The 25563-nt window shown below is 38.5% G+C and carries 21 protein-coding genes; 13 read left to right on the top strand and 8 right to left on the bottom strand.

What is annotated here, in order from left to right; translation table 11 throughout:
* Positions 1-13: 13 nt before the first annotated feature.
* Positions 14-601, bottom strand: a complete 588-nt coding sequence (locus tag AC559H_RS17070; RefSeq protein ID WP_026787678.1) for a Uma2 family endonuclease — start codon at positions 599-601, stop codon at positions 14-16.
* 252 nt (positions 602-853) lie between these two features.
* Between AC559H_RS17070 and AC559H_RS17065 the strand changes: the two genes are divergently transcribed.
* The 4 genes from AC559H_RS17065 (at position 854) to AC559H_RS17050 (ending at position 9029) form a co-directional block, all read left to right on the top strand.
* A complete protein-coding gene (locus AC559H_RS17065; RefSeq protein ID WP_026795500.1) occupies positions 854-6595 on the top strand; it encodes an alpha-2-macroglobulin family protein in 5742 nt (1913 codons plus the stop codon).
* Between the two features lie 130 nt (positions 6596-6725).
* Complete coding sequence (hisH, locus tag AC559H_RS17060) at positions 6726-7388, top strand: imidazole glycerol phosphate synthase subunit HisH (protein WP_026795501.1); 663 nt, start codon at positions 6726-6728, stop codon at positions 7386-7388.
* A 38-nt stretch (positions 7389-7426) separates the two neighbouring features.
* A complete protein-coding gene (rsmD, locus tag AC559H_RS17055; RefSeq protein WP_026787675.1) occupies positions 7427-7969 on the top strand; it encodes a 16S rRNA (guanine(966)-N(2))-methyltransferase RsmD in 543 nt (180 codons plus the stop codon).
* 100 nt (positions 7970-8069) lie between these two features.
* Complete coding sequence (locus tag AC559H_RS17050; RefSeq protein ID WP_026795502.1) at positions 8070-9029, top strand: 3'(2'),5'-bisphosphate nucleotidase; 960 nt, start codon at positions 8070-8072, stop codon at positions 9027-9029.
* Between the two features lie 302 nt (positions 9030-9331).
* On the opposite strand, the gene AC559H_RS17045 is transcribed toward AC559H_RS17050, so the two are convergent.
* The 3 genes from AC559H_RS17045 to AC559H_RS17035 all read right to left on the bottom strand — a co-directional run bounded on the left by AC559H_RS17045 (position 9332) and on the right by AC559H_RS17035 (position 12550).
* Positions 9332-11002: an efflux RND transporter periplasmic adaptor subunit gene (locus AC559H_RS17045; RefSeq protein ID WP_026795503.1), complete on the bottom strand. Its 1671-nt coding sequence runs from the start codon at positions 11000-11002 to the stop codon at positions 9332-9334.
* A 114-nt stretch (positions 11003-11116) separates the two neighbouring features.
* A complete protein-coding gene (gene cysK, locus AC559H_RS17040; RefSeq protein WP_026795504.1) occupies positions 11117-12052 on the bottom strand; it encodes a cysteine synthase A in 936 nt (311 codons plus the stop codon).
* 60 nt (positions 12053-12112) lie between these two features.
* Positions 12113-12550: an RrF2 family transcriptional regulator gene (locus tag AC559H_RS17035; protein WP_026787671.1), complete on the bottom strand. Its 438-nt coding sequence runs from the start codon at positions 12548-12550 to the stop codon at positions 12113-12115.
* A gap of 128 nt (positions 12551-12678) precedes the next feature.
* Between AC559H_RS17035 and AC559H_RS17030 the strand changes: the two genes are divergently transcribed.
* Both AC559H_RS17030 and AC559H_RS17025 read left to right on the top strand, forming a co-directional pair.
* Positions 12679-14358, top strand: a complete 1680-nt coding sequence (locus AC559H_RS17030) for a HAMP domain-containing protein (protein ID WP_081694815.1) — start codon at positions 12679-12681, stop codon at positions 14356-14358.
* Between the two features lie 194 nt (positions 14359-14552).
* Positions 14553-15146, top strand: a complete 594-nt coding sequence (locus tag AC559H_RS17025; protein WP_026787669.1) for an REP-associated tyrosine transposase — start codon at positions 14553-14555, stop codon at positions 15144-15146.
* On the opposite strand, the gene AC559H_RS17020 is transcribed toward AC559H_RS17025, so the two are convergent.
* A complete protein-coding gene (locus tag AC559H_RS17020; RefSeq protein WP_148292260.1) occupies positions 15143-15370 on the bottom strand; it encodes a hypothetical protein in 228 nt (75 codons plus the stop codon). The two genes, AC559H_RS17025 and AC559H_RS17020, sit on opposite strands and share 4 nt — an antisense overlap.
* Positions 15371-15417: 47 nt before the next feature.
* Here AC559H_RS17020 and AC559H_RS17015 point away from each other — a divergent pair, with 47 nt between their 5' ends.
* The 3 genes from AC559H_RS17015 (at position 15418) to AC559H_RS17005 (ending at position 18635) form a co-directional block, all read left to right on the top strand.
* Entirely contained in the window at positions 15418-17532 is a 2115-nt protein-coding gene (locus tag AC559H_RS17015) for a SpoIIE family protein phosphatase (RefSeq protein WP_026798559.1), read from the top strand.
* 117 nt (positions 17533-17649) lie between these two features.
* Complete coding sequence (locus AC559H_RS17010; RefSeq protein WP_026787666.1) at positions 17650-18243, top strand: slr1658 family protein; 594 nt, start codon at positions 17650-17652, stop codon at positions 18241-18243.
* 38 nt (positions 18244-18281) lie between these two features.
* Positions 18282-18635 carry a slr1659 superfamily regulator gene (locus tag AC559H_RS17005; protein ID WP_026787665.1) on the top strand — a complete coding sequence of 118 codons (354 nt, stop codon included), beginning with the start codon at positions 18282-18284 and terminating at the stop codon, positions 18633-18635.
* Between the two features lie 21 nt (positions 18636-18656).
* On the opposite strand, the gene AC559H_RS17000 is transcribed toward AC559H_RS17005, so the two are convergent.
* Positions 18657-19274: a LysE family translocator gene (locus AC559H_RS17000; protein WP_026795506.1), complete on the bottom strand. Its 618-nt coding sequence runs from the start codon at positions 19272-19274 to the stop codon at positions 18657-18659.
* 92 nt (positions 19275-19366) lie between these two features.
* On the opposite strand from AC559H_RS17000, the gene AC559H_RS16995 reads away from it, so the two are divergent.
* Both AC559H_RS16995 and AC559H_RS16990 read left to right on the top strand, forming a co-directional pair.
* Positions 19367-20104 carry an HAD-IIB family hydrolase gene (locus tag AC559H_RS16995; protein WP_026798558.1) on the top strand — a complete coding sequence of 246 codons (738 nt, stop codon included), beginning with the start codon at positions 19367-19369 and terminating at the stop codon, positions 20102-20104.
* 36 nt (positions 20105-20140) lie between these two features.
* Positions 20141-21088, top strand: coding sequence for an NAD(P)H-dependent glycerol-3-phosphate dehydrogenase (locus AC559H_RS16990; protein WP_026798557.1), 948 nt, complete (start codon positions 20141-20143; stop codon positions 21086-21088).
* Positions 21089-21544: 456 nt separating this feature from the next.
* Here the strand turns inward: AC559H_RS16990 and AC559H_RS16985 are convergent, their stop codons facing one another.
* Complete coding sequence (locus AC559H_RS16985) at positions 21545-21712, bottom strand: DUF3616 domain-containing protein (RefSeq protein ID WP_144018136.1); 168 nt, start codon at positions 21710-21712, stop codon at positions 21545-21547.
* An 85-nt stretch (positions 21713-21797) separates the two neighbouring features.
* Here AC559H_RS16985 and AC559H_RS16980 point away from each other — a divergent pair, with 85 nt between their 5' ends.
* Positions 21798-21935, top strand: a complete 138-nt coding sequence (locus AC559H_RS16980; RefSeq protein WP_158442131.1) for a hypothetical protein — start codon at positions 21798-21800, stop codon at positions 21933-21935.
* A 267-nt stretch (positions 21936-22202) separates the two neighbouring features.
* Positions 22203-23858, top strand: a complete 1656-nt coding sequence (locus AC559H_RS16975; RefSeq protein ID WP_026798556.1) for an alpha-amylase family glycosyl hydrolase — start codon at positions 22203-22205, stop codon at positions 23856-23858.
* A gap of 209 nt (positions 23859-24067) precedes the next feature.
* Here AC559H_RS16975 and AC559H_RS16970 read toward each other — a convergent pair whose 3' ends face one another.
* Complete coding sequence (locus AC559H_RS16970) at positions 24068-25510, bottom strand: FAD-binding domain-containing protein (RefSeq protein WP_026798555.1); 1443 nt, start codon at positions 25508-25510, stop codon at positions 24068-24070.
* Positions 25511-25563: the final 53 nt, after the last annotated feature.

Genomic DNA, 25563 nt, shown 5'->3' with positions numbered 1-25563 from the left:
AATAATTAATAGCTTACCAAATCGAAGTTAAATCTAACACAAAACCTGGTAAAATATCCTCGCCTGAAACTTGATTAGGATGTTCCAAGATTTCCACATCTTGATGTAAACGATAAACTTCAATTTGTTGCTGTTTACGATTAATTAACCAACCTAATCTTGCCCCATTATCCTGATATTCTTGCATTTTTTGACGAGTTTTTTCTAAACTATCACTCGGAGACATTAATTCCACCACAAAATCAGGACACAAAGGCACAAATTTATCCTGTTGTTCGGGTGTTAAAGATTCCCAACGTTCTCGACTTACCCAGGAAGCATCAGGGGCGCGGTCAGCACCATTAGGAAGGGTAAAACCTGTATTAGAATCAAAAACTTCACCTAAACGGGTTTTTGAATTCCATAAATCAATTTGAGTGGTAATTTTAACATTCCGTTTTCCTGTATTTCCTCCAGTTGGTGGCATAATAATTAACTCTCCTGAGTTCGTGCGTTCAAATCTAAAATCATGATTTTCTTGACACAATTGCCAAAATTGTTCTGAGGTTAAATCCAGCTTTAATTTTAAAATCGGCGGTAAAGTCAGAATATTTGTTTCCATAGTAATATGGGTAATGGGTAATGGGTAATGGAGATTTGTTCTATTATATAATAAGGAATATTAGAATTAACTGTCATGATGAACAAACTCATCTCTAGTTAAAGTTAATTTTTGTTACAAAACTGATGAGAGATTCAGGTTTTTTCCCATTTTTGAAGCCCAAACATAAACTAAAATTAAATCTTCTGGAATATTCTGGGATTTTGATTAGAATATCTGTTATTACATAAGAAACTATCATAACCGAATCCGATGATAAATTCTAGCCGATTTCGCTTGATTCGCAAGCAGTTTGTCTTCGTTTTTCTATTTATATTAACCTTGGTGGGATGCCGAATTATCAGTAATTCCCCCGTTAGCGAAGTCATCCCGATGATTGCTGACTTACCCAAACCTCAAATTCCTGAATGGATTGAAACAATTAATCCTATCGGTGAAAGTCCAGAATTAAGTCAAATTCATGTTATTTTTAAAAGTCCTTTAATTCCCCTAGAAAGTTTAGATAGTTCAGGACAAAAAAAACTCCTGAATAATTTTGAAATTACCCCAAAAATACCTGGCGAATTTCGATTTTTAACACCTAGAATGATAGGGTTTCAAGCCGATAAAGCCCTACCCTTAGCTACCCGCTTACAAGTTACTATAAAACAAGGATTAGCCGATTTAAACCAAAATAAATTAGACCAGGATATTAGTTGGACATTTGCCACCGAACCGATTAAATTATCTAATTTACCCGGAAGTGAAGAACAACCCGGTTCTCCAGATAATCCCATAGGATTAAATCCCGAACTCAAATTTAATTCCAACGTAGAATTAGATTTAGCCTCTTTAACAGAACACTTACAACTAATTTCTCAAAAAACCAATAAAGCAATTCCTGTCGAAGTTAAAATTGCCCAATCAGAAGACAATAAAAACCCCGTTGAACCTTTAAAAAGATTCAATTCGGCAACTCAAAATCCAGAATATATTGTTACTACCAAACAACCATTACAATCTGCTACTAAATATCAACTTAAAATCACACCTGGCTTACGTCCAGTTCAAGGAAATTTAGAAACCCAAGTTGAGATTTCTAGCCAGATTCAAACCTATGATAATTTAAAATTTGTCAGTTTAGAACTTCAGGGTAAAGCTTCCGAAGAAGGAACATCAGGACGATTTGTAACTGGAAATCCTCAACTGCAATTTAATAATGGAATTATTGCCGAATCAGCCCTAAAAAATATTACCATTAAACCTGCCCCTAAACCCGATATTAAAGTCATTCAAGCCTATAATGATTATGAGCGAGTTACCATCAATCCTTGGGCTTTAGAACCCCAAACCAATTATACTATTACGATTGGTGCAGAAGTCGAAGATACATTTAACCAGAAATTAGGAAAACCAGTTACTGTTAGTTATAAAACTGGAGATTTAACCCCAGATATTTCCGTACCTTCGGGATTAAATATTTTCCCCTCTCAACAAAATTTAGAACTGAATATTTCTACTTTAAATTTACCAGAATCCAAATATCAAGCCGCTTATAAAGTGGTGCAACCCACGGATTTAGTTTATACCGATACGGCTTATTCGAGAGATGAAGGAAGAAAAAATCTATTACTTCCCCAGGAAAAATGGACAAATTTTGCTGTTCCCACCCCGAAAAATAACATTCAAGAAACCTCAATTAATTTAAAAGATAAATTAGGAGGAAATACGGGAATGTTAGCCTACGGAGTCAAGGCAAAAACCACCCGTTATCAACAAGAAGGTGAAAAAAAATGGGGTGAACCAGAATTTAATGGACTGGTACAATTAACTAATTTAGGCGTTTTTGCCCAATGGTTTCCAGAGTCAGGAATGGTGCGGGTTAATCACTTAGATAATGGCTCCATTGTTGCAGGAGCAACCGTTGAAATTTATCTCTCTAAACTCGATGCTAAATCCCATCCTAAACCTCAAACTTGTGCAAAGGGAATTACCAATAATCAAGGCATATTATGGTTAAATTCTCAACAGTTAAAACAATGTATGCAGGGGGAAAGATTTGCCAAAGCACCGGAATTATTAGTGATTGCTAAAGAAGGCAAAGATTGGGCATTTACTCGCACATTATCCTATAGTGGAGAATATGGATATGGAATTGATGCCAATTGGGAAGATAAACAAACCCTATCCCGGGGCGTGATTTTTTCAGACCGTCAACTGTATCAACCAGGGGAAAAAGTTGCCTTAACTGGTGTCGCCTATTCCCTAGAAAATGGTACGTTAAAACCGAATAAGAATCAAAATTATACGGTGACTTTGGAAAATCCCAAAAAACAAAAGCAAGCATTAGGAGAATATAAAAGCAATGAATTTGCGACGTTTTCTGTAGAATTTTCCTTAGAATCTAACCAACCTTTGGGAAATTATATTATTCATGCAAAAGACAAAAATGGGGTAGAACTTTTAGGTGAATTCCGTGTTGCTGAATTTAAACCACCTAATTTTAAAGTATCCCTAAATTTAGATCAAAAATTCGCCAAAATTGGAGAAACTATTACGGCAAATGCTCAGAGTGAATATCTGTTTGGGGCTCCCGTAGCCGACGGTGCTGCTAAATATTATGTTACTCGGAATGGAACGGATTTTATTCCGAAAGCATGGGAAAATTATTCCTTTGGTCGTCAATGGTTTTGGCCGGAAGAAAAACCCAATGTTTCTGATAGTGTATTGCAAGAAAATCAACAGTTAAATGCACAAGGTCAGGGGAGTAAAACCATCACCGTTGATAAGGATTTACCCTATCCCATGACCTATCGGGTTGATGTGGAAGTTACGGATATTTCTAACTTATCCGTTGCCAATTCTGAATCCTTTACCGCCCTTCCCAGTGACCGTTTTATTGGGTTAAAAACACCATTTATTGCCGAAGCGGGTAAGGCATTTCCCATTGATATGATTGTCACTGATATTCAAGGAAAACCCCTGGAAAATATTGGGGTAAATTTGCAACTGCAAAAAATGGATTATAGCCAAGTGACGCGGGTTGTTGAAGGAGCGCGAACCCCTAAAAATCAAATTCAATATCAAACCGTTGCTCAAGTTGATATTAAGTCGGGTCAAAAGGAACAAAAGGTTGATTTAACCGCCCCAGAGTCCGGTTCCTATCGCATTCGTGCTAATTTTAGCGATGGGAATAATGAAATTACCGCCACGGATTTACAAATTTGGGTGACAGGAAGTGGGTTAGTTTATTGGGGAGGAGATGAAGAACAATTAATAATTAAACTGAATAAAACTACTTATAAACCCGGAGAAACTGCAACGGCTTTAATTCAATCTCCCTATCCAGAAGCAGAATTATATTTTGCCGTAGTACGGGATAAACCCCTTTATGAAAAGCTAATTAAAGTTAAAGGTGGTGCGCCAGAAATTCAGTTTCAAGTCACCCCGGAAATGTTACCAAATGCGGCAGTTGAAGCGGTATTAGTTCGACAAGGAAAACCGATTTCCGAACTCGAACCTGGGAGTTTAGAAAATTTAGCTAAAATTGGATTTACGCCCTTTAAAATTAACCTAGAAGATCAATATTTGCAAGTCCAAGTTAATCCCCAACAAGCCAAACTAGAACCTGGTTCCCAACAGACCTTAGACCTAACTTTAACTGATACCAAAAATCAACCTATTCGCGGACAATTCACCGTGATGGTGGTCAATGATTCAGTTTTACAACTCAATAATTATCGACCTCCGAATTTAATAGAAACCGTCTATGCGGAACAACCAATTTCCACAAGATTTAGTGATAATCGTCCGGCGGTTATTTTAAATCAATTAGCCTCTGCTTTAGAAAAAGGTTGGGGTTATGGAGGCGGTTTGTCTACTGCTACAGCTAATCCTCGAATTCGTAAAAACTTTCAAGCCCTAGCATTTTATAATGGTTCAATTGTTACCGATAATCAAGGAAAAGCCACGGTTAATTTTAAACTTCCTGATGATTTAACTACCTGGCGAGTGATGGTAATAGCAACGGATGGGAGTCAAAAATTTGGGTCGGCTGAAACTACATTTATGACCACTCAAGCATTAATTTCTAACCCCATTTTACCACAATTTGCCCGTCCTGGCGATCGCATTTTAGCCGGATTATCTATTACAAATTTAACCGAAGAAAAGGGCAAATTAAATATTACTGGAACTGTTAACGGTGGGATTCAATTTTCCCCTGGAAACGCCAATCAACAAACCTTAAAAACCAACGCAGAAGCGGGAACAAATGCCTATCGCTTTCCAATTTTAGTTAAACAAGCGGGGGAGGCTCAAGTTCAATTTACCACGGAATTTAACGGTAAATCCGATGGGTTTGAAGTGCCTTTAACTGTTAAAACTTTTGACGTAAATGAACAAGTAATTGAGTCAGGACGGACAACCAATACTGTCACAATTCCCCTGAATATCAGTAAAAAAGTAGTTCCCGATTTCGGAGGATTAGATATTAATTTAGCGAGTACCCTAATTCCCCAACTAACTGCTTCCGCTCAACAGGTATTTAATCGAGAAAAATGGCCGTTTCTCGAACCTGCTGTTAGTGAATTAATTATTGCTGCTAATATGCAGATTTTGGGTAAAAAATACGGTCAAAATTTCAGTAATTTGCAGTTACCTGAACGGGCTAAAACCGCTTTAACAGATATTAAAACACTGCAACTAGAAGACGGTGGAATTACAGCCTATCCTGGTTCAATAGTCTCTAGTCCTTTCCTTTCTGCTTATACTGGGGAAGCCTTAGCTCAAGCTCAAAATGCTGGATTTTCGGTTAATTCTGAGTTAATTAAATCTCTCAAAACCTATCTAACTCAAGGAGTAAATGATCCCCTAAAATATGATTTTTGTACCGATGAAGTTTGCAAAAATCAAATCCGTTTAAATGCCTTAATTGCTTTAGATGCTCTGGGAGAAAAACGCAGTGATTTCTTAGATGATATCTTGCAAAATTTTGATAAATTTGATCAAGTTACCCAGATTAAATTTGTACAATATTTATCTCAATTTCCCCAATGGAAACAGGAGTATAATCGTCTATTTGAGCAAGTGCAAAAACAGATTTATGTAACCGGAAGAACAGCAACTCTGAACTTACCTCAAGGTTATAGTTGGTTGAATTCTGATACAACGATTCAATCCCAAGGGTTACGTTTATTGTTAACTAAAAATCCCCAATCTGCCACCGTTGATAAGCTAGTGGAAAGTTTATTAAATCTGCGTCGAGATGGAACCTGGGGAGGCAGTTATGATAATGCCCAGGCGTTAACAGCTTTAACTGCATACAGTCAAACTGAAGCTACACCACCTAACTTTAATGTGGCGATTAATTTAGGAGATCAAAAATTAAAAGAAACTCAATTCAAAGGGTATAAAGATTATAATTTTAGTTTGAATATACCTATGTCGGAATTACCAAAAGGCGAAAATAATTTGATTTTAGAACCGTCTAATCAAGGTAAATTAAATTATTGGGTCGCCTATCGATATCGTTTAGAAGGAAATCAACCCGGACGTTTAAATGGGTTAAGAATTACCCGCACAATTCGCCCAGCAAATGAGGATAAAGTTCTACAGACAATTGACCTTAATTCCCCTAAAGATCTGCTCAAGGTGACACCCGGACAAGTGTTTGATATCGGTTTAGATATTATTACTGACCGTCCCGTTAATCAAGTAATGATTACCGATCCACTTCCGGCTGGATTTGAAGCTATTAATGCTAGTTTTAAAACCAGTAATTTAGCAGTAGAAGCTCAAAAAAGTAGTTGGCAAATTGACTATCAAACGGTTCATAATGACCGAATTACTGCCTATAGCGATCGCTTAGAACCGGGTATTTATCAACTACATTATTTAGTTCGTGCTGTTACTCCAGGGGAATATTTATGGCCGGGTGCGGAAGCGAAATTACAACATACTCCCGAACAATTTGGCCGCAGTGCATCTACAACTTTATTGGTTTCTAAATCTTAGTTGAGATCCCCCTAAATCCCCCTTATTAATGGGGGTTAGGGGGGATCATCTTACAAAAAAATATTTTAACAAAGCAGAAAAAATGGTAAAATTAAAATAGTTTCAAACCACAGGATAAGGAAATAAATCAATGTCTGTGATCGCGGTAATTGACTATGATATGGGGAATTTGCACTCCGTTTGTAAAGGCTTAGAAAAAGCCGGGGTAACACCTCAAGTAACTGACTCAGCTACAATTATTAAAAATGCTGATGCGGTTGTATTACCTGGGGTGGGTTCCTTTGACCCCGCGATGCAACATTTGCGATCGCGCAATTTAGTCGAACCAATTCAAGATGTAATTGCTTCCGGTATTCCCTTTTTAGGGATTTGTTTAGGGTTACAAATTCTGTTTGAATCTTCAGAAGAAGGTCAAGAAAAAGGCTTAGGAATATTCCCTGGAACAGTCCGACGTTTTCAGTCCGAACCTGGGTTAACTATACCCCATATTGGTTGGAATCAACTATCTTTAATTCAACCTGATTTACCATTATGGAAAACCATTGGTTCCCAACCTTGGGTATATTTTGTGCATTCCTATTATGTTGATCCAACTGATAGGAATTTAACCGCCGCTACCATTCAACATGGAAGTCAAATTATCACGGCTGCGATCGCAAAAGATAACGTGATGGCGGTACAATTTCACCCGGAAAAATCCTCTAACGCCGGGTTAAAAATATTGGATAATTTTGTTGAATTAGTTCAGGGTAAACCTCAAACCATTGAGATGAGAAACCAAGTTTCTGTATAATATAAACCCAGTTTATTATTGATTGGAGGAATAAATTTTTGAGTTTAAGAATCTATGGAAACCGCCTCTTAAAAACCTTACCCGGAGAAGAAACCAGACCCACATTAGCTAGGGTCAGGGAAGCGGTTTTTAATATTTGGCAGGGTAAAATAAAAGGCTGTTGCTGGTTAGATTTATGTACGGGTAGTGGGTCAATGGGGGCCGAGGCATTATGTCGGGGGGCGGCGGTTGTGATCGGGATTGAACAACACGGGAAAGCCTGTAAAGTTATTCAAGAAAATTGGCAAACAATGGCGGATTCTTCCCAACAAATTCAAGTAATTCGGGGAGATATTTTAGGAAAATTAAAGATATTATCGGGGCAAAAATTTGATTGTATTTATTTTGATCCGCCCTATAATAGCAATCTTTATCAACCTGTATTAGAAGCCATATCTCAATATCAACTTCTATCTGATCACGGAGAAATTGCCGTAGAACACCATACCCATCGTTGGCAGATTCAACCAATTACAGACCTAGAAATCTGTCGAGAAAAAACCTACGGCAATTGTGCTTTAACCTTTTATTGTTTAAAATAATAAACACGGATTTAAGAAGATTACGCAGATTAACGCAGATTAAAATCCGTGAAATCCGTGAAATCCTTTTAAATCTGTGATCCCCATTATTGGAGTTTTTATGTCCTACGAAAAAGAAAAAGAAATTGCGATTACAGCCACATTAAGTGCTTGGAAACTGTGTGAAAGAGTGCGGGAAAATATTCCCCAAGCTATGGAGAAAAATGATAAAAGTCCTGTCACCGTGGCTGATTATGGTTCTCAAGCTATTATTTGTAAAGCTTTAGCAGAAGTATTCCCTAATGATCCCGTTGTCGGGGAAGAAGATGCCACGGAATTACAAACTCCAGAAATGGCGGAAAATTTAGCAAAAATTACTGAATATGTACAGGAAATTATTCCTGATGCTACTTCAGAACAAATTATAAACTGGATTAATCAAGGGAATGGCAAGGTTGAAAAAAGGTTTTGGACATTAGACCCAATTGATGGTACAAAGGGCTTTTTAAGACAGGATCAATATGCGATCGCCTTGGCTTTAATTGAGGATGGAGAGGTGAAAGTTGGGGTGATGGGATGCCCAGCTTATCCGGTGGAAAATCATCAACCTGGGGCTCTATTTGTGGCGGTTAGGGGACAGGGTGCAACGATGATAATAGTAGCCACGGGGGAAGAAATTCCGATTCAAGTTGTACCGGAAAATGATATGGAAAATCTGCGATTTGTAGGTAGTATTGAAGCCAGTCATGGTGATATTGAACGCCAGGATGCTGTGGCTAAAGCGGTGGGAATTATTGCCCCAGCAGTTAAGATGGATTCTCAGGCAAAATATGGGGCGGTGGCGTCTGGAAAAGCGGCTTTATATTTGCGACTTCCCTCTCCTAAAACCCCTAATTATCGGGAGAATATTTGGGATCATGCGGCGGGGGCAATTGTAGTAGAAGAAGCGGGGGGACGGGTGAGTGATATGTTTGGTAAACCTTTGGATTTTGCCTCTAATCCTAAGATGTTAGATAACCGGGGTATTATTGTTAGTAATGGGATTATTCATGATACGGTTTTAGGGGTATTAAATCAATAATTATTTGATGGTTTCTGCAAGGCTCAGGCAAAATGGCTATAATGTCTGTTCTCTTGTCGGGAGCCTCGCTATCCCCCTGGGTTTAAATTTGGGTCGCTTAGAGAAACTGAAAAAAGTCAATGATTACCGGAAAGGGGAACAAGGTATATAGCAACCGCTAAGGCAGTTAGGACACCAGACGGATCTTGGAACCCAGACGGTGAAGTATTTTCCCCCGGTGTTCCCTCCCCCCCTAGCCCCCTGTGCACGGGGGATTTGGGGGGGCTGTTCCGGTGTTCCCTGCTATATTACAGAACCCGCCCCTACGGGTTATCCATTTTCTCCTTAAAAATATCACCTAATTTTTGTCCTTTGGGTAACTCAATAAAAACCCGATCTCCAGTTTGTAAACCTTTCAATACTTGAATTTGATTACCGATTTGGGAACCAACGGTAACGGGGTGAAATTGTGGCTTATTATTAGCATCGGGAAGTAACACCCCCGCTTGACCTTTATTTGTTACAATAGCAACGGTGGGAACCACTAACGCTTGTTTGAGTTTCTCCCCAATAAAACGTAAATCAACATTCATTCCCGACTGAAGTTGATCTTTTCCGGTTTCGATAATAATTCGAGCTTGAAATAACGTAACATCCCGTTCTTTTACCGCTTCGGGGGCAATAATATTAACTCGACCTTCAAATACTTGATCGGGATAGGAGTCGGCAATAATTTCAACGGGTTGATTAGGTTTAATTTGAGCAATATCCGCCTCTGGAATTTTAGCTAAAACTTCTATATCTTTGGCTAAAGCAACAATAGAAGTGGAAGTGGCTGAAGTGGCTTCGGAAGCTGAAGTTGCTGGGGTAACAAAGGCACCTTCAACGGCATAACGTTGGGTAATAATTCCCGAAAACGGGGCGCGAACTTTGGTATCTTCGATTTGAACTTGATAGAATTTTACCTGTCCTTCGGCTTCAGCAACTTCCGCTTTTGCGGAGGTAATTTCCTCTGAACGAGTGCCATTTTTTAACTGATTCAATTTACTTTGGGATTCAGCAACTTCAGCTTCTGAACGAGCAATTTCTTCTGAACGAGTGCCATTTTTTAGTTGATTTAAGGCTTGACGTTCCTGTTCGACATTTGCTTGGCGTTGTTGAATTTGCGATCGCTGACTTTGTTGTAATTGTTCTAAGCGTTTTTCCGCTTCATTTTGTAATGCTTCTAACCGTCGTTGATCGCGGAAATATTCATCTAATCGATCCTGAGAAATTGCCCCTTCTCCTTTTAAATTTTGATAGCGTTGTACCCGTTCCGTCGCTAATTGTAATTCGGCTTTGTTGGCATTAATTCTAGCTTTTGCTTGATCAATTTCATCATTTAAACTTCCCGATTTTGCATCTTTTAATCGAGATTCTGATTCTCTTAAACGAGCTTCGCCTTGAGCTACTTCTTCGGGACGAGTCCCCGATCGTAGTTGGGATAAATTAGCTTTAACCTGGTTTAAACGAGCTTGAGCTTGAACAATTTCCTCCGGTCGGGTTCCGGTTTGCAGCTTGTCTAAATTAGCTTTAACCCGATCCAAACGGGCTTGGGCTTGGAACAGTTGGGCTTCAATTTCGCCACTTTCCATCCGCGCCACAATATCCCCAGCTTGGACAATATCCCCCTGTTCCACATATAATTGCGCTAACCGCCCTTGGGTTTTGGGACTGAGGTTTACCCGGCGCACGGGTTGAACTACCCCACTGGCGGTAATTTTCACCGTTAAATCCTTCGCTTCCACCGGAACCGTCAGGGTCGCGATCGCATCGGGCTTAATTTGATTCCGACTCCGGGCTAAATAAACCGTTGCCAGAATAGCCAATAGTCCCGAAGCCAAAATTGCAATCATCCAAGGTTTCCATCGCCGTCGGGGAACTTCCGAGAACTGAACGGGATGTTTCACTTCCCCATTGCGTTGTACCGTTTCCTCTTTTGGGCCAGTTAACATAACAGATGCGGGTGCGGGTTGATCAGGAACAGAATCAGCCCTGAAGTTCAGAACATGATTCTGTTAATATATCAATTCTAACGATTTCCGTTAATATTTCTTGACGATTAACCGTCAACCCTCTTGAAATAAAGGTGTACTCAAATAACGTTCACCGAAACTTGGCTGGATCAAAACAATCAGTTTTCCTTTATTTTCAGGACGTTTACCCACTTGAATAGCCGCATATAAGGCTGCCCCGGTGGAAATTCCCGATAAAATCCCTTCTTCCCTGGAAATCCGACGGCCAAAAATCATGGCATTTTCATCAGTAACTTGAATCACTTCATCAATCATATCCACATTCAAAACCGGAGGAACGAACCCCGCCCCAATCCCTTGAATTTTATGGGGGCCAGGTTTACCCCCGGATAAAATTGGACTATTGGCGGGTTCTACTGCGATCGCCTGAAAATCCGTTTTGCGTTGTTTCAGGACTTCAGCTATCCCGGTTAAAGTCCCTCCAGTTCCCACTCCAGAGATTAAAATATCTACAGAGCCATCGGTATCGGCCCAAATTTCCTCGGCGGTGGTTTTGCGGTGAATTTGGGGGTTGGCCGGATTCTGAAATTGTTGCAACATATAGGCATCGGGCAGGGTATCCACAATTTCCTGCGCCCGGCGGATACAGCCACTCATCCCTTCAATTCCGGGGGTGAGTTCCAATTCGGCACCATAGGCTTTTAACATTGCCCGCCGTTCTGAACTCATGGTTTCGGGCATAGTTAAAATTAAACGATAGCCCCTAGCGGCGGCCACCATTGCTAAGGCAATTCCAGTATTACCCGATGTTGGTTCGACTAATACCGTCTTACCCGGAGTAATCATTCCTTCTTTTTCAGCAACATTAATCATATTCACCCCAATTCGATCCTTGACCGAAGCCGAGGGGTTCATGCCTTCTAATTTGACCACTATTTGAGCCACACACCCTTCCGCCTTGGGAATCCGGTTGAGTTGGACGAGGGGGGTGTTACCGACTAATTCCGTAATGTTATGGGCGATACGCATAATTAACTTGAAGATAAACAACAATGATACAAATAGTTTGAGGAACTCATCCCTAAGCCTTCAGATGTAATACATGATATCCTTCTGTTGTCGGGCATCTCTTTGTTCACAAAGGTCTTTTAAGCTGTATTTTTGTAATACAGAATTCGCCATTTGCTCTGCTTCCTGCCAAAATTCCCAGATCACCGTACCTTCAACGGTATTAGGGCAAGAATTTTGAGGAGACGCTTCGGGATCTGATCCCTCTAAGCACTTCACCACATCAAACAGAGTAATTTTCCCTGGTTCCTTCCCCAGATAATATCCACCTTTTGAGCCTCGTTGACTGCGAACAAGGCCACAGCGCCGCAAGGTAGCCAGCAATTGTTCAAGATAGCGATCAGGAATGTTATGCTGGGCGGAAATTTGGCGGACTTGCCTCGGTTCTGGATCATCATAGTGAGTTGCCAACTCCATCAGGGCGAGAAGGGCATACTGACTTTTGCAAGAGAGTTCCACGCAGAAATCATTCAAAAATGTTTCACGATTCTAGTATACTCCGGTTTTCCCCTGGGAATTTGTTAGTTTCGCGACGTTATACCCGATATATGACACTTAATATTTAAAACCTAGCATTTGATAAACTTATGAATTGCTCTGACATAACCCGTTCTAGGTTGCAATCTTTCTACAAAATCCGATTAAAAACAGCCTTGGTTTTTCCGTTTATTTTGCAAATTACAATCGCCGTAGGATTAGTGGGTTATTTTTCCTTTAAAAATGGTCAAAAAGCGGTTGAAAATTTAGCTCAACAGTTAATTGAAAGCGTGAGTGTTCGGATTGAAAATCATGTTTTAGAGTATTTTAATAAATCCTTTCAAGTTCTGCGAATTACAGAAGATAATGTCAAAGCTGGAACATTAGATCTGAATGATTTTGAAGGGTTAAAACAGTATTTCTGGAATGTGGTTGCTGAGGGAGATTTAGAAAGTTATCTTTCCTACGGAAACGAACAGGGGGAATTTATTGGTGTTGAACATTTAGAAACTAATCAAGTTCAATTGAAAATTCGTACCTTGGAGACTGAACCGATGCGTGAAGTTTACCGTTTAGATGAATGGGGAAACCGGGCTGAATTTTTAAAACAAGCCGAATATGATCCCCGTCAACGTCCTTGGTATCAAGCGGCAAAACAGGCTCAAAAACCCACCTGGAGTTCCATTTATCCCTTCTTTTCTCGTCAAAATACAGATACAGCATTAGGAATGTCGGCGGTTTGGCCAGTATTTGATCAGGATAGAAATCTGCAAGGAGTTCTATGTATTAATATTACTTTATTAAGAATTACATATTTTTTAAAAAATCTTTATATTAGTCCCCATGGACAAAGTTTTATTATCGAACGTTCTGGCGATTTAGTTGTCAGTTCTAAGATTGAAAAAACTTTTCAAATTACAGGGAAAGGAGAGGATGCGAAAATCCAACGTTTTCCCGCTAATAAAAGTGAAGATATCACTATTCGTAATACAGCTAATGCTTTACTGAAAAAGTTTGGTAGTTTTGTGGAAATTCAAAATAGTGAACAAGTTAAATTTCAACAAAATCGCCAATGGTATTACGCTCAAATTTTACCGATTAAAGACGGACGGGGAATTAATTGGTTAGTTGTGGTTGTGGTTCCAGAAGCGGATTTTATGACAGAAATTAAACGCAATACTCAAATTACTATTGGGTTGTGTTTAATTGCCTTGGGATGGGCTACGGGTATAGGAATTTTAACTGCCCGTTGGATTACAAAACCGATTTCCAGACTCAATCAAGCTTCCCATAAAATGGCAAAAGGAGAATTAAATCAACAGGTAAAAGTAGGAGGAATTAAAGAATTAGAAACCTTAGCCAATTCTTTTAATTGGATGGCGGGACAATTGAAAGAGTCTTTTGATACCTTAGAAGAAAAAGTTAAAAAACGTACCGGACAACTGGCGGAAGCGAATCAAGAAATTAGTAGCTTAAATACTCGACTTAAAGCTGAAAATTTACGCATGGGTGCAGAACTCGATATTTTACGAGAAATGCAGCAATTAATTCTTCCTAAACCTCATGAATTAGAGGAAATTCAAGATTTAGATATTGTGGGATATATGGAACCCGCCGATGAAATTGGGGGCGATTATTATGATGTTTTAACTACCCATGGAGTTGTGACAATTGGGATTGGAGATGTCACGGGTCACGGACTAGAAAGCGGAATTTTAATGGTGATGATTCAAGCAGCAGTTAAAAAGCAATTTGATGATATTACTTTATTAGTCATCAAAAAGAAGTAACCATGTTGTTGCGCCGTTGTTGCGCCGTTGTTGCGCCGTTGTTGCGCCGTTGTTGCGCTTCAGCGCACTCTGAAGATGGTGCTGAAGCACAACAACATAGTTTATAATAGAATGACCCAACTATTGTTGTGAAGCACTAATTTTTTTGGGCTAAAACCTAACAATAATTTTACGATAGATAATCAGGAGGAAAAATGTACGAGTATCGTAAACTTAACCCTGAACAACAGCAAAAATTAATAGAAGAACGTTTACAAAAGGGATATCCACGCCATAGTCCCCCCCATTTAATTGAAAATCAACCTTTTTATCTGTTAACAGCCGCTTGCTATGAACATCAACATCGCTTGCATAATGTCACCCGTCGTCAACAACTTTTTCAGGAGTTATCAGAAGTATTAATTCAGGAAGAAATTGAAATTATAGCTTGGGTGATTTTGCCCAATCATTATCACATTTTAACATCAACTGTTGATTTTGAATGGTTAGGTAAACAGTTAAGATTAATTCATGGAAGAACAGCCCGTCAATGGAATTTAGAAGATCAGGTCAAAGGGAAATTATGGTGTTGTTATAGCGATCGCGCCATTAGAAATGACCAGCACTATTATCAAGTGATTAATTATATTCATTATAACCCGGTTAAACATGGCTTTACAGATTCTCCTTATAGTTGGGAAAATAGTAGTGTTCATAGATATTTAGAGGAAAAAGGGAGAGACTGGTTAAGAAATTGTTGGGTTGAATATCCTGTGCGAGATTATGGTCAAAAATGGGATATTTGTTAAAAACCTGTTGTTGCACCGTTGTTACCCCGTTGTTGCGCTTCAGCGCACTCTGAAGATGGTGCTAAAGCACAACAACGTAAAATTTTATTCCCCCGTTGTTGCGCTTCAGCGCACTCTGAAGATGGTGCTAAAGCACAACAACGTAAAATTTTATTCCCCCGTTGTTGCGCTTTAGCGCACTCTGAAGATGGTGCTAAAGCACAACAACAAACAACAAACAACAAACAACAAAGGATGATTTATATTCCCCAATTGGAAATAAATAAAGCCTATGTCAAATCAATTTCCCCTTCTTTCGTTTAAACCATTGTTTAAAAAAATTTCCCTGAGAAATCTTCTGATTTTTCCCTTTGTTTTCCAAATTTTTATCGCCGTTGGATTAGTGGGTTGGTTATCATTTCAAAATGGACAACGGGCGGTTAATGATTTAGCAAATCAACTCCAAAATGAGGTTAGCGATCGCATTAGTCAAAAGTTAGATCATTATTTAGCATTGCCCATTCAGGTGAATGAAGTTAATCTTAATTTGCTCAATTTAGGATTGTTAAATTTCCAAGATTTAGACAGTATTCGACGCCATTTTTGGAAGCAGATGAAAGTCTATCCTTCCCTGAGCTATTTTAACTTGGGTACTGTGGATAATCTGTTTCTTGGAGTTGGTCGAGAAGATGATGGAACACTCTATTTAGAATTAATGAAACCCACGGATAAATTTTATTATAACCGTTATTTATTAAATGATCAAGGTGATCCCACAACCCTAATTACCCGTGAAAAATATCTTTACAAAGAAGATAAATGGTATAGTGATGCAGTGGCGGCAGGAAAACCGATTTGGAGTGAAATTTATCAGTGGGGCGATCGCCCGGAAGTGATTTCTATTGCTTCTAGTTCTCCTATCTATGATCAACAAAAAAAATTAGTAGGAGTGATCGGAATTGATCTGATTTTAACCCAAATTAGTAATTTTTTAAAACAGTTAGAAGTGACTCCTTCGAGTAAAATTTTTATTGTGGAACGCAATGGTTTAATTGTTGCCAGTTCCAGTCATGAAAAACCCTATTTAAAAGTTAACGGAGAAGCTCAACGGTTGAGTGCTTTTCAAAGCAGTGATCCCTTAATTAAAGCATCGAGTCAATATCTCCTAAACCGATTTAGCGATTTGAGTAAAATTCAAAATAAACAGAGTATCAATTTTCAATTAGATGGGGAAAATATTTTTGTCCGGGTGCATCCTTGGCAAGATCAATTTGGCTTAAATTGGTTGATTGTGGTGGCTGTTCCTGAGTCGGATTTTATGAAAGAAATTGATCGGAATACCCGCCGAACTGTTATATTATGTTTAATGGCATTAGCGATCGCAACGGGTATGGGAATTGTCATTGCCCATTGGATTACGGAACCGATTTTGAGCCTAAATCGAGCGTCTCAAAAAATTTCCACAGGGGACTTGAATCAATCGGTTAAAGTCAGACGGATTATTGAACTGAGACAACTGGCTTATTCTTTTAATAAAATGGCGGATCAACTTCAAGATTCCTTTGAAAACTTAGAACAAAAAGTTATAGAAAGAACGGCGGAACTAGCCTCTGCCCATGCTCAAATTTTAGTTTTAAATCAACGGTTAAAAGCCGATAACTATCGGATGAGTGGTGAACTAGACTTACTTAAAAGAATGCAGCAATTAATTCTACCCAAAGCCGAAGAATTAGCTTTAATTGAAGGATTAGAAATTGCGGTTTATATGGAACCTGCTTATGAAGTGGGAGGAGATTATTATGATGTTTTATATATGAATGATGTTGTTACTATTGGGATTGGAGATGTTACTGGTCATGGATTAGAAAGTGGAATTTTAATGGTAATGACCCAGGCTGCTGTTCGGGTTCTCAAGGAAATGCAAGAACGTGATCCAGTGAAGTTTTTAAATATTTTGAATCGAGCGATTTATCGTAATCTTCAAAGAATGAATTCCGATAAAAATTTAACTTTATCAATTTTAAATTATAAAAATGGTCATCTGAGTATTACTGGTCAACATGAGGAAATATTAGTGGTGCGTCATGGGGGAAAAGTTGAACGAATTAATACTATAGATTTAGGCCTGCCCATTGGTTTAGATGAAGATATTTCTGAATTTATTGGTCAAGTTATGATTGAGTTAAAGGTCGGAGATATTATTGTTCTTTATACCGATGGCATCACCGAAGCTAGAAATATCAAAAAAGCTCAATATGGTTTGGAAAGACTTTGTGAAGTTGTCGGTAAAAGTTGGGATAATTCGGCGGAGAAAGTTAAGCAGGATGTGATTGCGGATGTTAAGCTATTTATGGGAGAACAACAACAGCTTGATGATATTACCCTATTGATTTTAAAGCAACGCTAACGGACATTGGACATTATTAAGATAATACAAATTTTAGTTTCTATCAAGCAAAATCATGCTATAATAGAGAAGTTGTTATTTTATAATCTGATTTGTTCCACTAAAGGTTAAGTTATTATGATCCAAATTTTTGGAGAGTTTTTGCACCAATTTCCTCCCGATCATGATTCTTTAGAGTTGACCTTTACTCCCACATCCCGACCGATTAAACAGCGCTGGCGCAATAATCGATTATCAGCCCATTTTGTTGCTGATTACTTCTCATCATTTTTACCTTTGGATGCCGATAACCCTAGCCGGGAAAAAAGGATTCAAGAGGGTAAAGGAGCGGTGAGTTATGTCGCCAATGAGTTATTAGAAAATGCCATGAAATTTAATGATGAAAGTGTAAAATCTAAAATCAAATTTGGCATTCACTTTATTGAAGCTGAACATACGGTCACCGCCGCTATTTTTGCCACAAATTCAATTAATTTAGAAGGAGCAAAAAAGTTTCAGGATTTTATTCAAGAATTATTGCATCAAGATCCCAATGAGTTGTATTTTCATCAAGTTGAACGGAGTGTAGAAGATGACAGTGATAATACTTCCGGTTTGGGTTTACTGACGATGATTAATGATTATCAAGCTCAACTGGGTTGGAAATTTGAATCGATTTCCAATCAAGTGACTCTAGTTTTAGTGACCACAATGGCTCAAGTAACCGTGTAGAATTAATGTATTTACAGAATCAGATAGAGGTAGAAAACATGGTAATACAAGAAATTAAAGGTGAAGACCATATCGTTCAATACGATCCTGAATCCGTAACCATTTGTTTTCAAGGAGAACTCAGTTTAGGTGGGCCAGTTGAATATAAACCGATTAAAGACTTACTTGAAGAAGTAACCGCCACGGAACCTACAATCATGACGCTGAATTTGAGAAGTCTATCTTTTCTTAATAGTTCGGGGATTAGTTTGTTGTCAAAATTTGTCATGGGATTACGCAAAAGACCCAATATTCAATTAATTATTTTAGGATCTAAAGAAGTGGCTTGGCAAGATAAATCTTTACAGAATTTAAAGAAATTTTTACCTAGTTTAGAGTTAAAAGTTGAATAGTTTCTATTATTCCTATATAACTTAATCTCCTATCATCAGGCTTAATAATGCAGCTAAACCAAACCCAATAATTATAATTCCTGAAATCCGGTTAATCCATTGTAAAATATGAGTGTTAATTCTATTCTGAAATAAACTAACCCCACTGACTAAGATGAACCACCATAATCCCGATCCTAAAAAGACTCCTAAAACCAGGATTCCCGCATCCCAATAATTGTTTTTTATGCCTAAACCCAATCCAGCAAAAATAGCAATAAATGATAAAATAGTGATGGGATTGGTAATTGTTAGAAAAAAGGTTGAAGCGTAAGCACTTATCATTTTTTTCGATGTTTTTGCCACTTCTTCTGTTGGTTTTTCTAAGGCTATTTTAAATCCCAAATAACATAAAAATAATCCACCCATCAGTTTTAATCCCATTTGTTGACTCACCAAATAATTAGAAATGATGGTCAATCCAAATCCCGCAATAAAGCCATATAAAGCATCAGCAGTAGCGGCCCCCAATCCGGTAAAAAATCCCGCCCAATACCCTTGAGACAAACAACGACGAATACACAAAATCCCGATGGGCCCAACGGGGGCGGCAATGGAAAAACCAATGATTAAACCCTTAGCTAAAAAACTGATATCCATAATCAATTTAAGGACAAAAGGACTTAGATAGCCCTAAAGGGCTTACTACTATATGATCAGGAGGTAAACTCAGCATAACTCAAAACGGAACCATGATCACTAATAATACTTTAGTTTTAGCAACGGATTTAGATGGGACATTTTTAGGGGGTTCTCTACAGGAACGACAGAAATTTTATAACTATTTGCAGTCAAAACGCGATCGCTTATTATTGATTTTTGTCACAGGTAGAAGTTTAGAATTGACCCTGCGTTTATACGAAGAAAAAAACCTAATCATTCCCCGACCCGATTATATTATTGGGGATGTAGGAACAACTGTTTATGAGGGAAAAACCTTAACACCCGTGGCAGAAGTCCAAAATTGGATTGCCGATATTTGGGGAAATTCTAGCGAATTTGCTACCAAAATATTAGTCGATGAACCGGGATTAATCCTACAACCCCTATCCCCTAAATATCGAGTTTCCTATTATTATAAACCCGATCAAAATCAAGACCGAATTATTAAAAAAATTCAAGATGCCGGATTTGATTGTATTACCTCGGCGGATAAATATTTAGATATTTTACCCAAAGGCGTTGCCAAAGGTTCAACGTTGCTAAAACTAATGAATTACTTAAAAATTGCTTCCCATCAAGTGATTACATCTGGGGATTCCTTAAATGATTTACCCTTATTTGAAACCAGAATTAAAAGTATTGCGGTAGGAAACTCCGAATTAAAATTACTCGATAAAATCAAACCCTTAAAGAATGTTTATTATAGTAATTTCCCTGGAGTTACAGGAATTTTTGATGGAATTCAATATTATAATCAAACCTTTTAAAATCTGATGGGCTTTATGATTCAAGATTCTACTATTATGTCTGACTCCTCAGTATCAAATGAACCCTTAACTTTAGCCATTTTAGGTGCGGGGGCTTGGGGTTCAGCCCTCGCCCAATTAGCTCGTTATAATGGTCATACCGTCCATTTGTGGTCACGGCGTTTAGATAATTCCTTAGCCGAAAGTATTGACTCCATTGATGTCTTAGTTTCTGCAATTTCAATGAGAGGAGTTACCGCCACCATCGAGCAACTGCAAACCCTAAAATTACCCGATAAAATCCCGATTGTCACCGCTACAAAAGGTTTAGATCCTGATAGTACCCTAACTCCTTCCCAACTTTGGGGAATGGGGTTTCCTGACCATCCAATTGTAGTTTTATCTGGGCCGAATTTATCCGCAGAAATTGAACAGGGTTTACCCGCCGCCACGGTGGTAGCGAGTGAAGATTTAGAGGCGGCAAAGATTGTGCAACAGGTATTTGCTTCTAATCGCTTTCGGGTTTATACCAGTTTCGATCCGATGGGAACAGAATTAGGAGGAACCCTAAAAAATGTAATTGCGATCGCGGCGGGGGTTTGCGATGGGTTACAGTTAGGAACTAATGCTAAATCGGCATTATTAACTCGCGCCTTAACCGAAATTATTAGAATTGGAACCCATTTAGGGGGGAAAACAGAAACGTTTTTTGGATTATCCGGTTTGGGGGATATGTTAACCACTTGTAATAGCGCTTTAAGCCGTAATTATCGGGTAGGTTATGGATTAGCAAAAGGCAAAACCTTAGAACAAGTATTAACGGAATTAGGAAGTACGGCTGAAGGTGTAAATACTACTAATGTTTTAATTGAAATTGCCCATCGGGAACAGATTCCCATACCAATTTCCTGGCAAGTTTATCAGCTTTTAAATCATCAAATCACCCCCCAAAAAGCCGTAGAAGCCTTAATGGAAAGGGATTTAAAACCCGAATTTTATCGTTAGAAGGTGAAGGAAGAAACCAATTAGGTATCAGACCCAGCACTCCCAGGACTTACGCAAAACAACCATATCTAGTAGGGGCGAACGGCCGTTAGCCCCTACAGATGGTGTATAATTGGGTATTCTGCGTAAGTCCTGACTCCCCTCAAGATTCCGGTCAAACCAGACACCGTTTGATTGTTAAAGATTTTTCTGCTAATCTCTATCTATAGATAGAGGCACGACTAGAGGAGAGTCCCCTATATTGATAAGCGTACTAGGTGCAATCCTTTATTCCCTCTGGTTAGTCTGGTGGAAACAGAGAGTCAATTCAATCGAGTTATCGATTGTGACTCTCTATTATTTTTTGGGGGTTATTTTGTCGGAGTCTATAGCGCTACGCATTAAAGTTAGGACACTTCTAAATCCTGAAACTCATTCACTGCTTACTGATCCGGTGTTCCGGTGTTCCGGTGTTCCCTAGTGCGTAGCGCTATAGTGGGACAAATGGAAAATATCTGCAAACACTTCCCGCTCAGATAAAATTCGCGTAGGATTTGGCGAATCATACACCACTAATAAACCGGGTTGTCCTAAACTATTAAAAAGTTCTAATCCGTCTGCTTTATGGGTAGTGTTGACTATCATTATTTTGGCACTGCTAACTAGCAATATTACTTATAAGCAAAAACAGAAAAACCTTTAACAGTATATGAAGAAAAAGATGTTAGTCATGGACGAAACATTTGCAGAAAAAATTAAAGCACATTGGTTAATTGAAAATCAAGTACATTGGGTCAAAGATGTGAATTTTAATAAAAATAATGGCTATCTTTTGTTATCAATAAATATCAAAATCGTTCATGTTTAATATTTCCAAATTATTTGATAGAAACTAGAGAGAATTTGACCGAAAAAATCATCAATTTTTTTTGAATATAGCGATCGCATTTTTGAAAATGAAAAAACCCTGCCGTGCACGGGGGGTTGTTCCGGTGTTCCCTCTCTCAACTAGGTAATTTATTTTGTGCAATTACTTATATGAATAACTCAGAAATTGTGTCTCATTCTTTTGATAGATGATTTATGAAATGCTTTTCTATATAATCGGGAGTACAAATAGCTTTATCAATAAAAAATGTCTAATTTAATTGAATTTTATCTTTTCGCTCCTTATAACAAAGAAGTAGCTTTAATCGGAAATTTTTCTAACTGGAAAGATATTCCGATGCAAAAGGATGACAAGGGTTATTTTCGGACTCAAGTTGAGTTAGAAGACGAAATCTATCAATACAAATTTCGAGTCCGTTCAAAAAGTTGGTTTTTAGAACCCGATGAGTGGATAGAAGTTGTTGACCCCTACGCCACGGATATTGATGATGCGACTCAAAACGGCATAATTAGGATTAAAGATGGGGAAAAAATTGTTGATACTTATGTTTGGAAAAATGATGACAAACCCTTACCCCCCGATCATAAATTAGTGATTTATGAAATGCACGTCGGGGATTTTTCGGGAGGAGAAGATGATATCCATTCCCGGGGTAAATATCAACACGTTATGGAAAAGTTAGATTATTTGTATGAATTAGGGATAAATGCGATTGAATTAATGCCTGTTAAAGAACATCCAGGGGATCATAGTTGGGGATATAATCCTCGCTATTTCTTCGCGTCCGAGTCTAGTTACGGCACAACGGAACAATTAAAAAACCTGATTGATGAATGTCACGGGCGAGGAATTCGAGTGTTAATTGATGGGGTTTATAACCATTCCGAAGCATCCTGTCCTTTAACTCAAATTGATCATGATTATTGGTATCACCATAGCCAGCAAGATACGGAATATAACTGGGGGCCAGAATTTAATTATGAACAGTATGATGAAAAATTAGGCACTTATCCGGCTCGGAAATTTATTGGGGATACGGTGAGATTTTGGACTAAAGAATATCATATTGATGGTATTCGTTATGATGGAGCCAAGCAAATTGGCAACTATGATTTTATGGCTTGGGTCGTGCAGGAAGCTAAACAGGAAGCTGGGGTAAAACCCTTTTATAATGTGGCTGAATATGTGCCGGAAACCCCCACTATTACCAACAGTGATGGGCCGATGGATGGCTGTTGGCATGATAGTTTTTATCATACTCTCACGGATCATTTATGTGGCGATACCTTTGATTTAGAACAACTTAAAGACATTTTAGATGGTAAACGTCAAGGGTTTATGGGGCCGAATAATATTGTAAATTATTTGGGTAATCATGATCATAATCGCTTAATCGTGGAATTAGGAAATCGTGGAATTTTTGATGATGAAGTCTTTAAACGAGTGAAATTAGGGGCGGCATTATTAATCACGGCCGTAGGTATTCCGATGATTTGGATGGGAGAAGAATTTGGAGAATATAAACCCAAAAGCTTTGAATCTGCTAAACTGGATTGGAAATTACTGAAAAATGACAGTAATCATAGTTTATTTGAACATTATAAAGGCTTGATTTTTCTACGGGAAACTAATCATGCTTTATATAGTGGCAATATTGATTTTTTCCATGAAGATCCTGATAATAAAGTTTTAGCTTATACCCGATGGAATGATCAAGGTTCTCGGATTGTGGTGGTTGTGAATTTCTCTGACAATTATTTTGCAGGTTATCAAGTTTCTCACTTCCCAGCCAATGGAACTTGGCATGAGTGGACAAGTAATTATGATATTCAATCGGGAGATGATAATATTATGATCGATTTACCTGAATATGAAGCTAAAGTTTTTGTTTGGAAAGGATAAATAGGAGGGTTATGATCTACCCACACCCTGCCTTATCTATTAATAGTTTATATAGCAACCGCCAAGGCAGTTAGGACACCAGATGGATCTTGGAACCCAGACGGTGAAGTATTTTCCCCCCTGTTCCCTCCCCCCCTAGCCCCCCGTGCACGGGGGGTTTGGGGGGGCTGTTCCGGTGTTCCCAGATCCGGCGTTCCCTGCTATAGCACCTAACTTTGCTCAATTTTTTGGGCTTGATAGAGTTGTTTAAACAGGCGTTGTTGTTGATTATGATCGACAATAGGTTCGGGATAACCGCAGGATTTGCGATCGCGAGTTGATATCTTTCCGGTGACTAATTGTTCTATTTCTAAACTTCTTAATTCTGGCAACCATTGGCGAATATATTCGGCTTCGGGATCGAATTTTTGGGTTTGACTGGCGGGGTTAAAAATTCTTAATGGTTTGGTATCCATTCCACTGGACGCACTCCATTGCCATCCCCCATTATTAGCAGCTAAATCTCCATCTATTAGGGTTTGCATAAAGTATTTTTCTCCCCACTGCCAATTAATAATTAAATCCTTGGTTAAAAAATTAGCCACAATCATCCGACATCGGTTGTGCATCCAGCCACTTTCATTTAATTGTCGCATGGCTGCATCAACAATTGGATAACCGGTTTTTCCTTCGCACCAGGCTTGAAAATGTTGTTCATTATTATGCCAAGGAAAGGTTTTAAATGGTTCTCGATAGGGGCCTAATTCTAATTCGGGAAAATGATATAAAGCGTGTTGATAAAATTCCCGCCAAGCCAATTCCTGTTGCCAAGATTGAATTTGCTTTCGGGCTTCATCACTGCGACAAGTTTCCATCGCTTCGAGGGTTTTTTCCCAGATTTTTCTAATACTAATTACCCCAAATTTTAAGGCTGCACTTAGTTGAGATGTGCCATCAAGGGCGGGAAAATTACGCTGTTCGTCATATTCATATAAAGCGCGATCGCAAAATTCCTCTAGGCGTTCTTGGGCGGCTATTTCTCCGGGTTCTAAGATTAAGGAATTTTCCCAAATAAAGCCTAATTTTTGGGCGGAAGGTAAGGGAATAACGCCGATTTTTTGGGCTAATTCCTGTTCGGATTCAGTTAAACTAATTAAGCTGGGAGAGAGGGGAGGTTTGGGTTTAGCTTTCGGTTTAAGATTAAAATTACGCCAAAAAGGAGTATAAACTTTATAGGGTTCTTGAGATTGGGTAAAAATTTGATCCGGGGGGTGAAATAACTGATCCCAAGTCGTTTTTGTAATAATTCCTATCGAATTTAATGCTTCTGAAACGATGCGATCGCGTTCTCTAGCCAAGGGTTCAATATCTAAATTAAAGTAAACAGCTTTCGCCTTTAATTCCCTGGCTAATTTAGGAATTATTTCTTCAGGTGTTCCCTCTAATATTAATAATTGACTTCCTAGTTTTTGATATTGTTTCTGTAGATATTCTAAACAACCAATCATATAGTGAACCCGGACTGGGGCGATATCATCTCGGTTTAAAATATTGGGATCTAAGCAAAATAAACCGACCACTTTAGAACTATATTCACAAGCATTGAACAGTCCTAAATTATCATCAATTCTTAGATCTCGTCGATGCCAAAATAAAATTAAATCTTCAGACATGATTGGATTTCAGTATATAAACTCTCTTTATTTTATCCTATTTTAATTAAAAT

The sequence above is a fragment of the Planktothrix prolifica NIVA-CYA 540 genome (genome assembly GCF_963864145.1).
Classification (GTDB): Bacteria; Cyanobacteriota; Cyanobacteriia; order Cyanobacteriales; family Microcoleaceae; genus Planktothrix; species Planktothrix agardhii.
This window is presented reverse-complemented; position numbering and strand designations above follow the sequence as displayed.

Excerpts from the sequence above, each read along its gene's own strand:
- AC559H_RS17030 (WP_081694815.1), top strand. The coding sequence starts at position 12,679 with ATGAATTGCTCTGACATAACCCGTTCTAGGTTGCAATCTTTCTACAAA.
- cysK (WP_026795504.1), bottom strand. The coding sequence starts at position 12,052 with ATGCGTATCGCCCATAACATTACGGAATTAGTCGGTAACACCCCCCTC.
- AC559H_RS17050 (WP_026795502.1), top strand. The coding sequence starts at position 8,070 with ATGTCCTACGAAAAAGAAAAAGAAATTGCGATTACAGCCACATTAAGT.
- AC559H_RS16975 (WP_026798556.1), top strand. The coding sequence starts at position 22,203 with ATGTCTAATTTAATTGAATTTTATCTTTTCGCTCCTTATAACAAAGAA.
- AC559H_RS17010 (WP_026787666.1), top strand. The coding sequence starts at position 17,650 with ATGATCCAAATTTTTGGAGAGTTTTTGCACCAATTTCCTCCCGATCAT.
- AC559H_RS17070 (WP_026787678.1), bottom strand. The coding sequence starts at position 601 with ATGGAAACAAATATTCTGACTTTACCGCCGATTTTAAAATTAAAGCTG.
- AC559H_RS17005 (WP_026787665.1), top strand. The coding sequence starts at position 18,282 with ATGGTAATACAAGAAATTAAAGGTGAAGACCATATCGTTCAATACGAT.
- AC559H_RS16990 (WP_026798557.1), top strand. The coding sequence starts at position 20,141 with ATGTCTGACTCCTCAGTATCAAATGAACCCTTAACTTTAGCCATTTTA.
- AC559H_RS16970 (WP_026798555.1), bottom strand. The coding sequence starts at position 25,510 with ATGTCTGAAGATTTAATTTTATTTTGGCATCGACGAGATCTAAGAATT.
- AC559H_RS16985 (WP_144018136.1), bottom strand. The coding sequence starts at position 21,712 with ATGATAGTCAACACTACCCATAAAGCAGACGGATTAGAACTTTTTAAT.
- AC559H_RS16980 (WP_158442131.1), top strand. The coding sequence starts at position 21,798 with ATGGACGAAACATTTGCAGAAAAAATTAAAGCACATTGGTTAATTGAA.
- AC559H_RS16995 (WP_026798558.1), top strand. The coding sequence starts at position 19,367 with ATGATCACTAATAATACTTTAGTTTTAGCAACGGATTTAGATGGGACA.
- hisH (WP_026795501.1), top strand. The coding sequence starts at position 6,726 with ATGTCTGTGATCGCGGTAATTGACTATGATATGGGGAATTTGCACTCC.
- AC559H_RS17025 (WP_026787669.1), top strand. The coding sequence starts at position 14,553 with ATGTACGAGTATCGTAAACTTAACCCTGAACAACAGCAAAAATTAATA.
- AC559H_RS17065 (WP_026795500.1), top strand. The coding sequence starts at position 854 with ATGATAAATTCTAGCCGATTTCGCTTGATTCGCAAGCAGTTTGTCTTC.
- AC559H_RS17015 (WP_026798559.1), top strand. The coding sequence starts at position 15,418 with ATGTCAAATCAATTTCCCCTTCTTTCGTTTAAACCATTGTTTAAAAAA.
- AC559H_RS17000 (WP_026795506.1), bottom strand. The coding sequence starts at position 19,274 with ATGGATATCAGTTTTTTAGCTAAGGGTTTAATCATTGGTTTTTCCATT.
- AC559H_RS17045 (WP_026795503.1), bottom strand. The coding sequence starts at position 11,002 with ATGTTAACTGGCCCAAAAGAGGAAACGGTACAACGCAATGGGGAAGTG.